General features: G+C 73.8%; 19 protein-coding genes and 1 pseudogene. 6 read left to right on the forward strand and 14 right to left on the reverse strand.

Going from position 1 to position 15,605, the window contains the following annotated elements; all coding sequences use genetic code 11:
* Positions 1-12: 12 nt before the first annotated feature.
* Entirely contained in the window at positions 13-942 is a 930-nt protein-coding gene (locus ACFPLC_RS28925; RefSeq protein ID WP_378205757.1) for a proline dehydrogenase family protein, read from the forward strand.
* Positions 943-994: 52 nt separating this feature from the next.
* Here ACFPLC_RS28925 and trxA read toward each other — a convergent pair whose 3' ends face one another.
* Positions 995-1,366, reverse strand: coding sequence for a thioredoxin (gene trxA / locus ACFPLC_RS28930; RefSeq protein ID WP_378205760.1), 372 nt, complete (start codon positions 1,364-1,366; stop codon positions 995-997).
* A gap of 86 nt (positions 1,367-1,452) precedes the next feature.
* Here trxA and ACFPLC_RS28935 point away from each other — a divergent pair, with 86 nt between their 5' ends.
* From ACFPLC_RS28935 to ACFPLC_RS28945, 3 genes are all read left to right on the forward strand, one after another.
* Entirely contained in the window at positions 1,453-1,695 is a 243-nt protein-coding gene (locus ACFPLC_RS28935) for a DUF2630 family protein (protein WP_191316269.1), read from the forward strand.
* Positions 1,696-1,800: 105 nt separating this feature from the next.
* On the forward strand, positions 1,801-2,211 hold the full coding sequence (locus ACFPLC_RS28940; RefSeq protein WP_378205763.1) for a YciI family protein: 411 nt from the start codon (positions 1,801-1,803) through the stop codon (positions 2,209-2,211).
* Positions 2,212-2,246: 35 nt separating this feature from the next.
* On the forward strand, positions 2,247-3,389 hold the full coding sequence (locus tag ACFPLC_RS28945) for an RNA polymerase sigma factor (protein ID WP_378235962.1): 1,143 nt from the start codon (positions 2,247-2,249) through the stop codon (positions 3,387-3,389).
* Between the two features lie 165 nt (positions 3,390-3,554).
* On the opposite strand, the gene ACFPLC_RS28950 is transcribed toward ACFPLC_RS28945, so the two are convergent.
* From ACFPLC_RS28950 to ACFPLC_RS28995, 10 genes are all read right to left on the reverse strand, one after another.
* Positions 3,555-5,102, reverse strand: a complete 1,548-nt coding sequence (locus ACFPLC_RS28950; protein ID WP_378235963.1) for an alpha/beta hydrolase — start codon at positions 5,100-5,102, stop codon at positions 3,555-3,557.
* Between the two features lie 72 nt (positions 5,103-5,174).
* Positions 5,175-6,254, reverse strand: coding sequence for an ATP-dependent DNA ligase (locus ACFPLC_RS28955; RefSeq protein WP_378205775.1), 1,080 nt, complete (start codon positions 6,252-6,254; stop codon positions 5,175-5,177).
* 27 nt (positions 6,255-6,281) lie between these two features.
* Positions 6,282-6,881 (reverse strand): alkaline shock response membrane anchor protein AmaP, encoded by a 600-nt coding sequence (locus tag ACFPLC_RS28960; protein ID WP_378205777.1) that lies wholly within the window; start codon positions 6,879-6,881, stop codon positions 6,282-6,284.
* Positions 6,878-7,414, reverse strand: a complete 537-nt coding sequence (locus ACFPLC_RS28965; RefSeq protein ID WP_378205780.1) for a DUF6286 domain-containing protein — start codon at positions 7,412-7,414, stop codon at positions 6,878-6,880. Before ACFPLC_RS28965 ends, ACFPLC_RS28960 begins: the two co-directional genes overlap by 4 nt.
* A 2-nt stretch (positions 7,415-7,416) precedes the next feature.
* Entirely contained in the window at positions 7,417-7,767 is a 351-nt protein-coding gene (locus tag ACFPLC_RS28970; RefSeq protein ID WP_378205783.1) for an Asp23/Gls24 family envelope stress response protein, read from the reverse strand.
* The gene (locus ACFPLC_RS28975; protein WP_013224542.1) at positions 7,764-7,940 is read right to left on the reverse strand and encodes a hypothetical protein; all 177 of its coding nucleotides are present in this window, start codon (positions 7,938-7,940) and stop codon (positions 7,764-7,766) included. Before ACFPLC_RS28975 ends, ACFPLC_RS28970 begins: the two co-directional genes overlap by 4 nt.
* Before the next feature lie 93 nt (positions 7,941-8,033).
* Positions 8,034-8,471 (reverse strand): Asp23/Gls24 family envelope stress response protein, encoded by a 438-nt coding sequence (locus ACFPLC_RS28980; RefSeq protein ID WP_378205786.1) that lies wholly within the window; start codon positions 8,469-8,471, stop codon positions 8,034-8,036.
* A gap of 86 nt (positions 8,472-8,557) precedes the next feature.
* Positions 8,558-8,971, reverse strand: coding sequence for a hypothetical protein (locus ACFPLC_RS28985; RefSeq protein WP_378205789.1), 414 nt, complete (start codon positions 8,969-8,971; stop codon positions 8,558-8,560).
* The gene (locus ACFPLC_RS28990; protein WP_378205792.1) at positions 8,971-9,525 is read right to left on the reverse strand and encodes an RNA polymerase sigma factor; all 555 of its coding nucleotides are present in this window, start codon (positions 9,523-9,525) and stop codon (positions 8,971-8,973) included. The genes ACFPLC_RS28985 and ACFPLC_RS28990 overlap by 1 nt, the downstream gene beginning before the upstream one ends.
* Complete coding sequence (locus tag ACFPLC_RS28995) at positions 9,522-10,262, reverse strand: pyrimidine reductase family protein (protein WP_378205795.1); 741 nt, start codon at positions 10,260-10,262, stop codon at positions 9,522-9,524. Before ACFPLC_RS28995 ends, ACFPLC_RS28990 begins: the two co-directional genes overlap by 4 nt.
* An 89-nt stretch (positions 10,263-10,351) precedes the next feature.
* Between ACFPLC_RS28995 and zapE the strand changes: the two genes are divergently transcribed.
* Positions 10,352-11,371: a cell division protein ZapE gene (gene zapE, locus ACFPLC_RS29000; RefSeq protein WP_378205798.1), complete on the forward strand. Its 1,020-nt coding sequence runs from the start codon at positions 10,352-10,354 to the stop codon at positions 11,369-11,371.
* On the opposite strand, the gene ACFPLC_RS29005 is transcribed toward zapE, so the two are convergent.
* Complete coding sequence (locus ACFPLC_RS29005; protein ID WP_378205801.1) at positions 11,325-11,882, reverse strand: phosphatase PAP2 family protein; 558 nt, start codon at positions 11,880-11,882, stop codon at positions 11,325-11,327. The two genes, zapE and ACFPLC_RS29005, sit on opposite strands and share 47 nt — an antisense overlap.
* Before the next feature lie 63 nt (positions 11,883-11,945).
* Between ACFPLC_RS29005 and ACFPLC_RS29010 the strand changes: the two genes are divergently transcribed.
* Entirely contained in the window at positions 11,946-12,827 is an 882-nt protein-coding gene (locus tag ACFPLC_RS29010) for an FAD-dependent oxidoreductase (protein WP_378205804.1), read from the forward strand.
* 49 nt (positions 12,828-12,876) lie between these two features.
* On the opposite strand, the pseudogene ACFPLC_RS29015 reads toward ACFPLC_RS29010, so the two are convergent.
* Positions 12,877-14,228: pseudogene (locus ACFPLC_RS29015) on the reverse strand (DUF2252 domain-containing protein).
* 98 nt (positions 14,229-14,326) lie between these two features.
* The gene (gene rocD / locus ACFPLC_RS29020; protein WP_378205807.1) at positions 14,327-15,559 is read right to left on the reverse strand and encodes an ornithine--oxo-acid transaminase; all 1,233 of its coding nucleotides are present in this window, start codon (positions 15,557-15,559) and stop codon (positions 14,327-14,329) included.
* Positions 15,560-15,605 lie beyond the last annotated feature (46 nt).

Consider the following 15,605-nt stretch of genomic DNA (forward strand, 5'->3'; position numbering starts at 1 on the left):
GAGGGAACCGTCATGCTGCGTGCCCCGTTGCTCGCCGCCGCCCGGTCCAAGGGCATCCGGCGGCTCGTGGAGGCCGTGCCCGCCACGCGGTCCGTGGTGCGCCGGTTCGTGGCCGGGTCCGAAACCGCCGACGCCGTCCGCGTGGCCAGGGAACTGGCCGCGGACGGCCGCCGGATCACCCTCGACCACCTGGGCGAGGACACCACCGACGCGGCGCAGGCGGCGGCGACCGTCCGCGCCTACGAGGCCGTGCTGTCGGCGCTGGCCGCGGAAGGCCTGGCCGAGGGCGCGGACGTCTCGGTGAAGCTGTCGGCGGTGGGCCAGTTCCTGCCGTCGAACGGCGAGGACGTCGCCTTGGAGAACGCGCGGAAGATCTGCGCGGCGGCCGAGGCGGTCGGGGCCACCGTGACGCTCGACATGGAGGACCACACCACCACGGATTCGACGCTCGGCATCCTGCGCGAGCTGCGCGGCGAGTACCCGTGGGTGGGCGCGGTGCTGCAGGCCTACCTGCGCCGCACCGAGCAGGACTGCCGGGAGCTGTCCGGGCCGGGGTCGCGGGTGCGGCTGTGCAAGGGCGCGTACGCCGAGCCGGAGTCCGTGGCGTTCCAGGACAAGTCCGAAGTGGACAAGTCGTACGTCCGCTGCCTGCGCGTTCTCATGGCGGGCCAGGGCTACCCGATGGTGGCCTCGCACGACCCGCGGATGATCGAGATCGCCGCCGCGCTGGCCGAGGAGAACGGCCGCAAGGACGACGACCACGAGTTCCAGATGCTCTACGGCATCCGGCCGGAGGAGCAGGCGCGGATCGCGGCTTCGGGCGCGCGCATGCGCGTCTACGTGCCCTACGGCGACGAGTGGTACGGCTACTTCATGCGGCGGCTGGCCGAGCGCCCGGCGAACCTGGCGTTCTTCCTGCGCGGGCTCGCGACGAAGTCCTGAAGACATGACGAAGGCCGCCCCCGCGGGGGCGGCCTTCGTCATGTGGTGGTGGTCAGGCCTGGTCGGCCTCGGCTTCGGCGGCCTTGCGCTTGACCTCGTCCATGTCGACGTCGCGGGCCTGCTTGATGAGGTCCTCGAGCGCGGCTTCGGGCAGCGCACCCGGCTGGGCGTAGATCAGCGTCTTGTCCCGGATGATGGCCAGCGTCGGGATCGAGCGGACGTCGAAGGCCGCGGCGAGCTGCTGCTGCGCTTCGGTGTCGACGCTCGCGAAGACGATGTCGTCGTGCTTCTCGGAGGCCTTCTCGTAGACCGGCGCGAACTGGCGGCACGGCCCGCACCAGCTCGCCCAGAAGTCGATCAGGACGAACTCGTTGTCGGTTACCGTCTGGTCGAAGTTCTCGGCGGTCAGCTCAACGGTGCTCATGCCCTGGTCAACGATCCGCACCCGGCGGGAATTCCCGGGGGCGGGGTAGCGTCTGGAGCGAGCGCACCCTTGACGAGGAGGAACAAATGGCCGACGGCGAAATCCTGGGCCGGATCGACGAGCTGATCGCGGAGGAGCACGAGCTCCGGTCGCGCTCGGTCGGCGTGGGGCTGAGCGGCGGCGACAAGGAGCGCCTCACCGCGGTCGAGCAGCAGCTCGACCAGTGCTGGGACCTGCTGCGGCAGCGGCGCGCGAAGACGGAGTTCCACGAGAACCCCGACGACGCCGCGGCCCGTCCGGTGTCCGAGGTGGAGTCCTACCGCCAGTAGGTCCCCGAAATTTCTTCGGCGGCGATGTCGAAACGCCGGGATCGGCTCCGTCCCCGGGGTGCGAGCGGCCAGAATGGGGCCGCCACACACCGAGGGAGCACCACGATGGCCAAGTACCTGCTGCTCAAGCACTACCGCGGCGCGCCGGCCCCGGCGAACTGCGACACGACCATCGACCAGTGGACGCCGGAGGAGATCTCGGCGCACATCCAGTACATGCGGGACTTCGGGGACAAGCTCGTCGCCACCGGCGAGTTCGTCGAGCACCAGGCGCTCGCCCCGGAAGGCACGTTCGTCCGCTACGACGGCGAGGGGCGGCCGCCGGTCACCGACGGCCCGTTCCCCGAGACCAAGGACCTCATCGCCGGCTGGACGGTGATCGACGTCGACAGCTACGAGCGCGCCCTCGAACTGGCCGCGGAGCTGTCGGCGGCGCCCGGCCCGAACGGGGAGCCGATCCACGAGTGGCTCGAGCTGCGCCCGTTCCTGGCCGCGCCGCCGACCATCACCGAATGACGGGGAACGCCAGGGGCGAGGGAGACGGCTGAGCCGTGGACGAAGCCCTGCTCCGGAGCCTCACCCCGGGGGTGCTGGCCGTCCTCGTCCGCCGCGGAGCCGAGTTCGCGGCGGCCGAGGACGCCGTCCAGGAAGCGCTCGTCGAAGCGCTGCGCGTGTGGCCGGCCGACCCGCCGCGGGACCCGAAGGGCTGGCTGGTCACCGTGGCCTGGCGCAAGTTCCTCGACGCGACCCGGGCGGACGCCGCTCGCCGCAAGCGCGAGGACGTCGTCGACGCCGAGGTGGCGCCCGGGCCCGCGGCGGCCGTGGACGACACGCTGCAGCTGTACTTCCTGTGCGCGCACCCGTCGCTGACGCCGTCGTCGGCGGTCGCGCTCACGCTGCGGGCCGTCGGCGGGCTCACCACGCGTCAGATCGCGCAGGCGTACCTGGTGCCCGAGGCGACCATGGCGCAGCGGATCAGCCGCGCGAAGCGCACGGTGTCGGGCGTGCGGTTCGACCAGCCCGGCGACGTCGCCACCGTGCTGCGCGTCCTTTACCTGGTCTTCAACGAGGGCTACTCCGGCGACGTCGACCTCGCCGCCGAGGCCATCCGGCTGACCCGGCAGCTCGCGGCGGCGATCGACCACCCCGAGGTCGCGGGGCTGCTCGCGCTCATGCTGCTGCACCACGCGCGGCGCGCCTCCCGGACGACCGACGGCGGCAGCCTGGTCCCGCTGGCCGAGCAGGACCGGGCCCGCTGGGACACCGCGCTGATCACCGAGGGCGTCGCGCTCCTGCAGCGGGCGCTGTCGCGTGACCGGCTGGGCGAGTTCCAGGCCCAAGCGGCCATCGCGGCCCTGCACGCCGACGCGCAGGACGCCGCGGAGACCGACTGGGTGCAGATCGTCGAGTGGTACGACGAGCTCGTCCGCCTCACCGGCAGCCCGGTCGTGCGGCTCAACCGCGCGGTGGCCGTCGGTGAAGCGGACGGCCCGCGTGCGGGCCTGGCGGCACTCGCGGAGGTGGACCCCACGGTCCCGCGCTACACGGCGGTCTCGGCCTACCTCCACGAGCGCGACGGCGACCTGGAAACGGCGGCCGAGCTGTACGCCGAGGCCGCGGCGAAGGCCACCAGCCTCGCCGAAGTCGACCACCTCACCCGCCAGGCCGCCCGCCTCAACACCCGCCGCGCGTGACCGGAGGGGTCTCTCGCGTGTCCGGAGGGGCATCACGCGTGTCTGGAGGGGCATTTCGCGTGATTGGACGGGCATCACGCTGATGCCCGCTCAATCACGCGTGATGCCCCGCCGATCACGAGTGTGTCCCTTCTGATCACGCGAGATACCCCTTCGAACACGGGGTCAGGCGGGGCAGAGGGTGCCGTCGGTGGGGATTTTGCCGTCGACGAGGAAGGCGCGGGCCGCCTCGGTGACGCAGGGGGAGACGCCGAGGGCGCCGTGGCCCGCGCCCTGCCAGGTGATCGTCACCGCGGACGGCATCTGGTCGGCCGCGCGGGTGCTGCCGACCTGGGGGGTGACCGGGTCGGTCGCGGTGGCCGCGACCAGGATCGGCGGGGCGCCGGGCGCGCCCGGCGCCGGCAGCGGCTCGGTGCGCACCGGCCACGGGCCGCACCAGGCCAGCTGCTGGGCGAGGACCGCGCCGAACTGCGGGTACTTGCCGCGCATCCCGGCCACGACCTGGTCGAGCTGGTCGGCCGAGAGCCGGGTCTGGCTGTCGTTGCAGCGGGTCGCGATGGTGGCGTCGATCCGCGACGGCTGGGCCCGCGAGTCGTTCAGCACCGGCGCCGCGAACGCGGCCAGCGGCGCGATGTTCCCGGCGCGCGCGGCGGTGATCGCGTCGGCCAGCTCCGGCCACCGCGCGCGCTGGGTCAGTCCCGTGTAGACGGCGAACATCGCGACGCCCGGGCCGAACGCGACGTCCTCCTCGGTCGACGCCGGAGTGCTCCGCAGCTGGTCGGCGAGGGCGGCCAGCGCCGCCTTGGAGTCGCCGAGGGCGCAGTGCCGCGACGCGCAGTCCGCCGCGAAGGCGTCCAATGTGGACTGTGCGCCGGCGGCGACCGCGTCGAGGACCGCCGCGGTGTCGGCACCCGGGTCGGGGACGCCGTCGAGGACCATGCGCCCGACCTGGCCGGGGAAGCGCACCGCGTATTCGGCCAGCACCTTCGAGCCGTCGCCGTGGCCGAGTGCGTCGAGCCGCTCCATGCCCAGCTGCTTGCGCAGCTCGTCGAGGTCGCCCGCGCCGCGCCAGCTGTCCAGCGCGGTCTGGGAGTCGTCCAGCTCGATGGCGCACTGCTGGCCGGCCTTGCGGGCCGCGTCCAGCACGTCGCCAAGGCCGCCCTGCGCCGGGTCCGCGTCGACGAGGTCGTGCCGGATGTCGGCGGGGACGCACTGGGCGGCGCCCGACAGCCCGGTGCCGCGCCGGTCCAAGCCGATCAGCGAAAACTTCTCCAGGAACGCGGGCGGCAGCGTCGCGGCCAGCCGCGCGGCGTACACCGTGCCCGGGTCGCCGTCGACGTCGTTGACCACGACCAGCGGCACCGGGCCGCTGCCGACCTTCAGCGCCAGCAGCCGCACCACCGAGCGCCGCGGCTCGCCGGGGGCGTCGAGCGGCGCGGTGACGCGGGCGCAGCTGAAGTGCAGCCCGTCCGGGACGCCGGGGGCGCCGATGCGCTGGCGGGTGTCCTCGTCGCAGTCGGCCCACTTCAGCGTGGCCGACTGCGGCTCGCCCAGCGGCGGCAGCGGGACCCCGGGGGTCCGCGACGGCGCGGCGCCGGTCGTCTTCCCGTCGTTCTCGACCAGCGCCGGGCGGACCGACGGCCCCGCGGCGCAGCCCGCGGCGGCGGTCAGGGCGAGCAGCGCGGCCAGGAGACGGGTACGGCGGCGGCGCACGGGCGGGGTCCTCACGTCGAACGTCGATCAAGGGGGCAGGCCGAGCTTCGCACGGCCGGTGTGGGACGCGGGTTAGCGGGTGCGCACCACCTGGCCGCGGAAGACGGCGTCGAGGTCGTAGCGGGCCGGCTCGTCGAGCTGGCCGTAGTCGCACGACGCGGGTTCGCGGTCCGGCCGCCACCGCACGAACCGCGCGTTGTGCCGGAACCGCGACGGCATCCCGCCTTCGGTGTTCTCGTAGGCGACCTCGACGACGCGCTCGGGCCGCAGCGGCACCCATTCGTGCTCGGTGGCGCGCCAGCGGGTGGTCCCGCCCGGGATGCGCTGCGCCTCGCCGGTGGCCCGGCCGCCCCAGGGGTGGTCCTCGCCGTCGGTGATCAGGGGCGCCAGCTCTTCGGCGAGCTCGCGGCGGCGGTCCTTCGGGAACGACCCGACGGTCCCGACGTGGTGCAGCACGCCGTGGTCGTCGTGCAGGCCGAGCAGGAACGAGCCGACGAGCTCGCCGGGGCCGCCGTCGACGTGCCAGCGCAGCCCGGCGAGCACGCAGTCGGCGGTGCGCAGGTGCTTGTACTTGAGCATCGCGCGCTTGCCCGGGGTGTAGGGCTCGTCGAGGGGCTTGCCGATGACGCCGTCGAGACCGGCGCCCTCGAACAGCTCGAACCAGTGCCGTGCGGTGTCCGGATCGGTGGTCGCCGGGGTGAGCGGGAACCGGTCACCGGCCAGGTCCGCCAGGCGTTCCCGGCGCACGGAGGTCGGCTCGTCGAGCAGCAGGTCGCCGTCGAGCGCGAGGACGTCGAAGGCGACGAACTCGGCGGGCTGCTCGGCCGACAGCAGCTGGATCCGGCTTTCGGCGGGGTGGATGCGTTCGGTGAGGGCGTCGAAGTTCAGCCGCCCGTCCCGCGCGACGACCAGCTCACCGTCGAGCACCACCCGCGGCGGCAGGATGTCCAGCAGCCGGGCGACGGCCTCCGGGAAGTACCGGTTGAGCGGCTTTTCCGCGCGCGACTGCAGGTACAGCTCGTCGCCGTCGCGGAAGACGATGCAGCGGAAACCGTCCCACTTGGGCTCGAACAGCAGGCCCCCGGAGTCCGGAATGGCCTTGGCGGGCTTGGCGAGCATCGGCTTCAGCGGCGGCTGCAGCGGTAGGGGCATGCCCCGCATTCTGCGGAAAACCCCGGCTCAGCGCACGCGTTTGGCGGGGCTCGTGTCGAGCTCCATACGGACCGCGGTGGGCAGCGACGCCAGCCCGAGCGATTCGCGGGCCCTGGTCAGCACCCGCGCGTCCAAATCCGACCACACCGCCTTCAGGTCCGTGCCTTCGTGCAGCCACACCGTGATGCGCAACGCCGGGGAGGTCCGCGAGCCGACCGCCCGGACGCGGGCCCGGCTGACGCCGTCGAGCTGCGCCGCGTCCGCCTCGACCGCACCCGCGATCGCGGCCGCCGTGACCACCAGTTCCGCGCCCTCCGTGCGGTCCAGATCCAGGTCGGGCCGGGGTTCCGGGCGCAGCGAACGCACCACCCACCGCAGGCCCAGCACGAACAGCAGCACCCCGAGCACGATCGCCGCGATGCGGGCCGGGGTCGCGTGCGAACCGAGCCACTCGAGCGCGATCGGGTCCAGCAGCGGGCGGCGGCCGCGGAACTCGCCGAGCCCGCCGAAGCCGACCACCAGGGCCAGTGCCCCGCCGAGGAACGCGAGCAGGCCGACCAGGAATGTCAGGGTGCGCTCGCCGGTGTACGACCGGGAAAGGGCCTTCGTGGCGACTGAGCGGCTCATCGGCGGTCCTTAGGCGAGTCGACGACGACCGTGACTTTCGGCCGCCGCACCAGCGGGATCTCGTCGAGCAGCGCGGACACCGTCGCGAGCAGCCGCGGCCGCAGCTCGGCTTCGGCCTCGAGGGTGCTCTTCGCCCGGACGCGGATGCGGCGGGCGCTCGCGGTGACCGACGCGCCCGCGACGTTGTCCTGCGCGCGCACGGTCATGCCGACCAGCCGGGCCAGCGAGCGCGGGGACGTCGAGACGCTGACGTCGGCGGCCGGGTCGGTCAGCCGCACCGCGCGGTTGCCGGCGGCGAGCGCGCACCCCACCAGGATCAGCCCCGCCGCGGCCAGCACCCCGGCGCCGACGCGCACCGCGTAGGCGTCCCAGCCCAGCGACGCCAGGCCGGCCTGCCAGCGCGGCCACGGCACCACCAGCGGCGCCGAACCCGGGCGCCACCAGTGCCAGCCGACCTCCAGGGCCAGCAGTGCGCCGGCCACCGCGAAGGCCAGGCCCAGCAGGGTGGCGAGGATGCGGACGAACGGGCGCACGGCTACCGCACCCTCGGTGCGACGGCCGGGAGCAGCGCGGACACCGTCACGGCCATGCTCCGCACGCGGTAGCCGGTGATCAGCTCGACCTCTTCGGTGACCTTCTCGCGCACGTCACCGACGACCGCGCGGACCGCCGCCGGGTAGTGCAGGGCCAGGTCGAGCGCGAGGTCGACGTCGTTGTCGTGGCCGCCGACCTTCGCCTTCGGGCCCTTCTTGCCGTCGCGGGTGGTGCCGGGCACCCGGCCGGCCGCGTGCTGGGCGACCTTGCGGACCACGGCGTGCCCGATGGTGAGGGTGCCGCGCTCGGCCGGTTCGGCGAGCTCCCGCGGCACGTCCAGGGCCGGGCTCACTTGTCGCGGCCCTTGCCGAACAGCTCGCCGAGGTCGAGTTCGCCGTCGAGGACCCGGCCGGCGACCAGGCCGATGATCCCGACGGCCAGGGTCACCAGGAACGCCGTGAACCCCTGGGTCGCGGCGAGGCCGAGGATCAGCCCGGCCAGGAGCCCGGTCTGCGTTGCGTTCACATGTCCTCCTTGGACGGGGGTGGCTGGGACGCAGTGAATGACTCATTCCTGGCGTCGGACGTCATGAATGAGTCATTCATGGCGCCGCAGCGGTCATTCGACGCGCGTCGATTCGGGTTCTTCCTCGCCCGGCAGGTAGATGTCGTTGACGGCGATGTTCACCTCGATCACCTCGAGGCCGGTGATCTGCTCGACCGCGGTGATCACGTTGCGCCGCACCGCGCGGGCGACGTCGGTGATGCGCGCGCCGTACTCGACGACGACGTCCAGGTCGATCGCGGTCTGCTTCTCGCCGACCTCCACCGACACGCCGGTCGTCGTCACCGTGCCGGAGCCGGGGATCCGCTCGCGCAGCGCGCCGATCGCCCGGGACACCCCGCCGCCGCCCAGCGTGTGCACGCCGGCGACTTCGCGGGTGGCCAGGCCGGCGATCTTCTGCACGACCAGTGACGAGATGGTGGTGCGGCCGGCGGCGCCCTCCTCGTTGAGCGGTGTCACCGTGCCGGGGCTTTCGGTCCGTTCCGGATGCATGCGTACGGGCTCCTCTCGGCTGTTCACGCCCTTACGATGCCCGGGGGCGCCAAACCCTCACGCAAGGTCCCCCGAACGGGGTAATCTCACCCCGGGTGGACGTCCACGACGTGCACGTTCACCACCGCGGCGATCCCCAGGTGCCGGGACAGCCCGGCGGCGATTTCCCGCCGGAGCGCTTCGGCGGCCGCGTCGGCGATCAGGCCGAACCGGACCGACACCAGCACCTGCACGACGCCGCCCTCGACGGCGACGGCCGAGATCCGCACGCCGAACGGGGCCCGGTCCGCGGCGATCGTCCGGGCCAGCCGGTCGACCACGCCTTCGGCGACCCGCAGCCCGCCCGCTTCGCCGGGCACCTCCACCGCCGTCCGGCGGCCGCGCGCGACGGCCCGCAGCACCCGTTCGACCAGGCCCGGCGGGGTCGGCACCCGGTGCCGGGCGGCGGCGCGCACGGCGTCCCAGCGGGGGTCCCGCTCGGGATCCGCTCCTTCGGCCATCACCGCTCCCTCAGCTCGGCGAGCAGCGCCACCCTGGCCCGGTGCAGCCGGGAACGCAAGGCGGTCACGTTCACGTCGAGCACTTCGGCGACCTCTTCGTAGCTGAGCCCCTCCAGTTCACGCAGCACGAGCGGGACGCGCTGGGACACCTCCAGCCTGCCGACCGCCCGCAGCACGGCGTCGACCTCTTCGGCCCGCACGACGCGGCCTTCGGGGCCGGGCACGGCCGCGGCCAGCAGCGCGCTGTCCACAGTGGACTGCGGCGCGGGGTCGTCGAGCGAGACCGTCGGACGGCGGCGGCGCAGCACGGCGAGCGCGCTGTTGGTGACGACCCGGTAGAGCCACGTCGACACCGCCGACTCCCGCCGGAACCCGGCCAGTGACCGCCACGCGGCGAGCCACGCCTCCTGCACGACGTCCTCGGCCTCGGCCGCGCTGCCGGTGATCCGCAGGGCCACCCGGTACATCCGGGGCGTGTGCTCCCGCACCAGCGCCCCGAACGCGGTGGCGTCGCCGTCCGCGGCCCGGGCGAGCAGCTCGGTGTCGTCGCTCACCCGGCGTCCCGGCGGTAGCGAAGGAGCGTGAAGCCGTCCTCGACGAGGATCGACGCCAGCGCGAGCCGGCGCGGCACGGCGGGCGTGGCGCCCGCGGCGATCCGGCCCGCGGTCCCGGCCACCAGCAGCGGGGCGACGGTCAGGCACAGCTGGTCCACCAGGTCGGCGGCGACGAGCCGGGCGAACAGGCCGGGGCCGCCTTCGCAGTCGATCCGGCGCAGGCCGCGGGCGGCCAGCAGGTCGAGGGCCCGGGCGAGGTCGACGTCGTCGCCGCCCGCCCGCAGGACCTCGGCCCCGGCGGCTTCGAGGGCGCGCGTGTCCGCGGTGTCCGTGGTGACGACGATCGGGGGCACGGCGGTTTCGGTGAACAGCCGGGAGGCGGGGTCGAGATCCGCCGTCCGGGTCACGACGGCGATCGGCGGGACACCGGTGAAGCCGAGCCGTCGCCGGCGCTCCAGGCGTTTCGCGCCCGCGACCACCCCGCGGTAGTTCTCGGCGCGGACTGTCCCGGCACCGACCAGGATGACGTCGGCGAGGTCGCGGCCCAGCAGGAAGACCTTCCGGTCGGCGGCGTGCGAGAGCCCCGCGGACGTCGTGTCGATCTCGACGGCACCGTCGGCGGACGCGACGAAGTTCACCTGCACCCAGGGCCGGTCCAGGTTTTCGGGGTAGGCGTAGACCGCTTCGAGGTCCGAACCGCTCAGCTCGCCCGTCCGATCGGGCCACACACTCTGCACCCGATCATCCCAACACGAGCGTGAATCACGTCTCTACCGGGGGATATCCCCGCTGATCGGTACCCGGGGCGCGGATAGGCTCTGCGACCATGCCCGCGCACCTGACCGATCGCCGTCCCGAGCTGTCCGCCGACGAGCTGATCGGCGCGCTGGTTCCGCCGCCGCGCTTCGGCGCCGTCCGGTTCGAGACGTACCTCCCGAACCCGGACGAGCCCAGCCAGGCCGCTGCGGTCGAGGCGTGCTCGGCGTTCGCCGCCAAGATCGGGGCGCGCAAGGAGAAGAAGCGGTTCAAGCTGTTCGGCGGGTCGCCGGAGCCGTCGGGGCCGATGGGGCTCTACCTCGACGGCGGCTTCGGCGTCGGCAAGACCCACCTGCTCGCTTCGACGTGGCACGCGGCGCCGTCGCCCAAGGCGTACGGCACGTTCGTCGAGCTGACCCACCTGGTGGGCGCGCTGGGCTTCGCCGAGGCCGTCCGGCGGCTGTCGGCGCACCGGATCCTGGCCATCGACGAGTTCGAGCTGGACGACCCGGGTGACACCACCCTGGTCACCCGGCTGCTGCAGGAGCTGATGGACGCCGGGGTGTTCATCGCGGCGACGTCGAACACGCTGCCGGAGAAGCTGGGCGAGGGCCGGTTCGCCGCCGAAGACTTCCTGCGCGAGATCCAGACGCTGTCGGCGCGCTTCGGCGTGGTCCGCGTCGACGGCCCGGACTACCGCCACCGCGGCCTGCCGGACGCGCCGCCGCCGGTTTCGCCGGAGGAGCTGGCCGCGTCGGCCGCGGCGCACGAAGGGTCCACTGTGGACGACTTCGACGCGTTGTGCGCGCACCTCGCCCAGCTGCACCCGTCCCGCTACGGGCGGCTGCTCGACGACGTCGGCCGCGTGCACCTGCGCGGCATCCACCCGGCGCCGGACCAGAACGTGGCGCTGCGGCTGGTCGCCTTCGCCGACCGGCTCTACGACCGGGCCATCCCGCTGGTCGTGTCGGGCGAGCCGCTGCCGTCGCTGTTCACTGAGGAGATGGTCGAAGGCGGGTACCGCAAGAAGTACCTGCGCGCGGTCAGCCGGTTGACGGCGCTGGCTCGTGACGCCGTGCCGGCCAGCTGACCAACACGACCGCGACGGCGAACAGCGTCCCGCCGACGACGTCGGTCAGGTAGTGGTAGCCCAGGCCGACCAGCCCGGCGGCCGCGGCGAGCAGCGCCACCGCGGACAGCACCACCACGACGACCCGGCGGGTGACCAGGACGAGCACGGTGAGCACCGCCACCAGGCTCACCGTGTGGCCGCTCGGGTAGACGAGGGTGCTGTTCTTCCACCGGTCGTACAGGGGCTTGAGCAGCCAGCTCGTCAGCAGGATCGCCAGCACCGGGACGGCCAGCGCGAGCCCGGCCTCCAGCCGCCGTCCGGCGCGCAGGCACAGGAAGACCGCGAGCAGGCCCAGCGCGAGCACGACGTACGGCTCGGTCGGGAGGACCAGCGCCCGCAGCACGCCGGGGCTCAGGTGCGCGACGGCCCCGGCCGCGGCGGCGTCGACCGCGCCGGGCGTGGTCCCGCCGGCGAACGGCAGGCCCAGCAGCAGCGCGAGCAGGCCGCAGACGGCGGCGATCGTCCTCACCCGCGCGAGGGTAGCCGGGCCCCCGGGACGACGCCGGGGCCGCGGGTGCGTCACGATGCGGGGATGCGAGTGACAGTCGCCGGGGCCGGGATCATCGGGCTCAGCAGCGCGTACCGGCTGGCGGAAGCGGGATGCGAGGTCACGGTGGTGGCGTCGGCCCCGCCGCGGGAGTCGACGTCGGCGGTCGCGGGCGGAGTGCTCTACCCGCCGGGGAGGCGCCTGGACGAGCGCGTGGTGCGGTGGACCGAGGCGAGCCTGGCGGTGTTCCGCGGCGGGGACGCGCCCGGCGTGCGCTTCCGCCGCGGCCGGGTCCTGCTGGCGCCGGGAGCGCCGGACCCGCAGTGGCTCCGGGCGGTGGACGGCGTCCGCGAGGGCGACGCGGTGGAGTTCACGACGGCGGTGGTCGACACGCCGGTGTACCTGGAGTGGCTGCTCGCCGGGGTGCGCGCGCTGGGCGTGCGGGTGGAGTACCGGACGCTGACGTCACTGGCGGACCCGGCCGCGGACATCGTGGTCAACGCGGCGGGCCTGGGCGCGGGCGCGCTGGCGGGCGACGACGACACGATGGTCCCGGTCGGCGGCCAGGTCGTGCACGTGCCCGACCCGGGCCTGCCGGAGTTCGTGGTCGACGAGACGGGCCCGGGCGTCGCGTACGTGATCCCGCACGGCACCCACGTGGTCTGCGGCGGAACGGTGGAGCCGGGCCGGGCGGACACCGACCCGAACCCGGCGGTGACGGCGGACATCCTGCGCCGCTGCCGCGAGCTGGAGCCCCGCTTGGCCGGCGCGGAGGTGCTGCGGTCGCGGGTGGGCCTGCGCCCGTCGCGGCGGGAGGTGCGGGTGGAGCGGGTGGGGGAGGTCGTGCACTGCTACGGGCACGGGGGCGCGGGGATCACCCTGGCCTGGGGCTGCGCGGCGGACGTCGCGAAGCTGGTCACCGGCTGATTGCCTGCTGCTTCGGGTGGCCGGCGTTCGACCTGCCGCCCGTCCCCGGTCAGCTCCGGGAGAAGGCGGCGTGGTCGGCCTCCGTCCGGTCGGCGTACCGCACCGCATACGCACCCATCGCCTCGTCCAGTTCCGAGTCGTCGGCGAAGTAGCCCGCGAGCAGCTTCGGGTGCAGCGATCGCGTGTGGGCGCGGGCGAGCAGCGCCCCGGCGAGCCTGCCGTAGTCGTCCAGGTGGTCCTTCTCCAGTTCCGCCGGGTCGATGTCGCCGTTGAGGTTGCGGAACTGCCGGACGATGAACGGGGGACGCCGTCGATCGTGGTCCAGCCGAGCAGGATGTCGGTCTCCGCCTGCACCAGCCGGGCGCCGTCGACGATGCGTTGCCCTTCGTGCGCCGCCGGTGGCAGGTTCAGGTACGGCGCGAGTGCCGGCCGCTGGGCCTGTTTCACCTGGAGGATCAGGTCTTCGTCGTCGTTGCCGTGCAGCAGGGCGACGTAGCTGCGCAGGCCGACGCTGCCCGTGCCGACCACGCGGAAGGCGACGTCGGCGAGCCGGTACCGCGCGATCAGCGTGCGCCGCGACTCGCGCAGGGTGTCCACATAGGACACGAGGCCGGCGGCGACGGCTTCGGCGGTCTGCGCGTCGACGTGCGTCAGCACCGGCGGGTCCGCGACGAACCGGTGGCGGGCCAGGCCGGTCTCGTGGTCGTCGACGCGCTCGGTCCACTTCGCGGAAACCTTCGCGCTGTCGTTCCTGCGGGCTTTCTCGGCGGCGTCGGCGAAGTCGTCGATCAGCTCGTCGGCGCGGGCCTTGGACCGCACCGACGAATCCGGCAGGGCGTTCCAGGACCGCAGGAACGGCAGCTCGGCCAGCGCGCGGACGGTCCGGCGGTAGGACTTCACGGCGTCTTCGGCGGCTTCGCGGCAGCCGGACTCGCCGATCCCGCCCTCGCGGCCGGCGAGCACGAGGCTGGCGGCGAGCCGCTTGAGGTCCCACTCCCACGGGCCCGGCACGGTCTCGTCGAAGTCGTTGATGTCCATCACGATCTGGCCCTCGGGCGTGCCGTAAAGCCCGAAGTTCGCCGCGTGCGCGTCACCGCACAGCTGCGCGGTGAGGCCCGAGGCCGGTGTCCCGGCGAGGTCGGCGCCCATCAGTCCTGCCGCGCCGCGGAAGAACGTGAACGGCGAGGCGAGCATGCGTTCGCGCCGCAATTCCACCAGTTCCGGCAGCCGTCCGGCGTTGGTGGCCTCGAAGTACTCCCGCGGCGACGGCCGGTCCTTCGCCGCGGCCTCGTGGTCGTGCGCGGTGACCGGAGTTTTCTCCCGGAGCCGCTTCCCCTGCTCGTACAGCTCGGCCGGTGTCACGCATCCGGTGCCCACCAGCGGGCGTTCCCCTGCTCCCATACCGGGCACAACGTCCGAAGGGGACCTTCTTCTCCCGGGAGCTTGTGCTCCCGGACGCCGCCGGGGCGGGAGGCTCACCCGGCGGCGTCCGGGTGGTTTCAGGGGCGGATGACCTCGGCGATCGCGTCGATGCCGCGGTCCAGCTCCGCGCGGGTGATCACCAGCGGCGGGGCGACGCGCAGGGTGCGCTCGTGCGTCTCCTTGCACAGCACGCCGCGCGCGACCAGCGCCTCCGACGCCGCCCGGCCCGACGGACCGCCCGGAGCGATGTCGATGCCCGCCCACAGCCCGCGGCCGCGGACCTCCGACAGGCCCTGCCCGATCAGCTCGTTCAGCCTCGTGTGCAGGTGGGCGCCCAGTTCGGTGGCCCGCTGCTGGAACTCGCCGGTGTTCAGCAGGCGGACGACCGCGCGCCCGACCGCGCAGGCCAGCGGGTTGCCGCCGAAGGTCGAGCCGTGCTCGCCCGGCTTCAGCACGCCGAGCACGTCCCGGCGGCCGGCCACCGCGGACACCGGCAGGATGCCGCCGCCGAGGGCCTTGCCGAGGGTGTAGACGTCCGCGCGGACGCCTTCGTGGTCCAGCGCCAGCACGGTGCCGGTGCGGGCCAGCCCGGACTGGATCTCGTCGGCGATCAGCAGCACGCCGTGCTCATCACACGCCTGCCGGACGTCGGCGAAGTAGCCCTCCGGCGGCACGATCACGCCGGCCTCGCCCTGCACCGGCTCCAGCAGCACCGCGGCGGTGCGCGGGGTGATCGCGTCGCGCAGCGCGGCCGCGTCGCCGTACTTCACCGTGACGAAGCCCGGCGTGAAGGGGCCGAAGTCGGCGCGCGCGGTCTCGTCGGTGGAGAAGGACACGATCGTGGTGGTGCGGCCGTGGAAGTTCGAACCGGCGACGATGATCTCCGCCGTGCCGTCCGGGACGCCCTTGACCCGGTGCGCCCACTTGCGGGCGATCTTGACCGCGGACTCGACGGCCTCGGCGCCGGAGTTCATCGGCAGCACCAGCTCGGTGCCGGTCAGCTCGGCCAGCTCGCGGCAGAACAGCCCGAGCTGGTCGTGGTGGAACGCGCGCGAGGTCAGCGTGACGCGCCCGAGCTGCTCGACGGCGGCCGCGACCAGGTCCGGGTGGCGGTGGCCGAAGTTCAGCGCCGAGTAGCCGGAGAGGAAGTCGAGGTAGGACCGGCCCTCGACGTCGGTCACCGAGGCGCCGGAGGCTTCGGCGATCACGACGGGCAGCGGGTGGTAGTTGTGCGTGCTCCATTGCTCGTCGAGCGCGATGAAGCTCGCGGCGGTGGGGGCGGCGGTCTCCCGGCCGGCGAACGTCGTCATGTGTTCAGGTTAGAGGCAGAACACGCAGAGTTCAGCCGGGAATCGT

The sequence above is a fragment of the Amycolatopsis plumensis genome (genome assembly GCF_042652605.1).
Taxonomy (GTDB): Bacteria; Actinomycetota; Actinomycetes; order Mycobacteriales; family Pseudonocardiaceae; genus Amycolatopsis; species Amycolatopsis plumensis.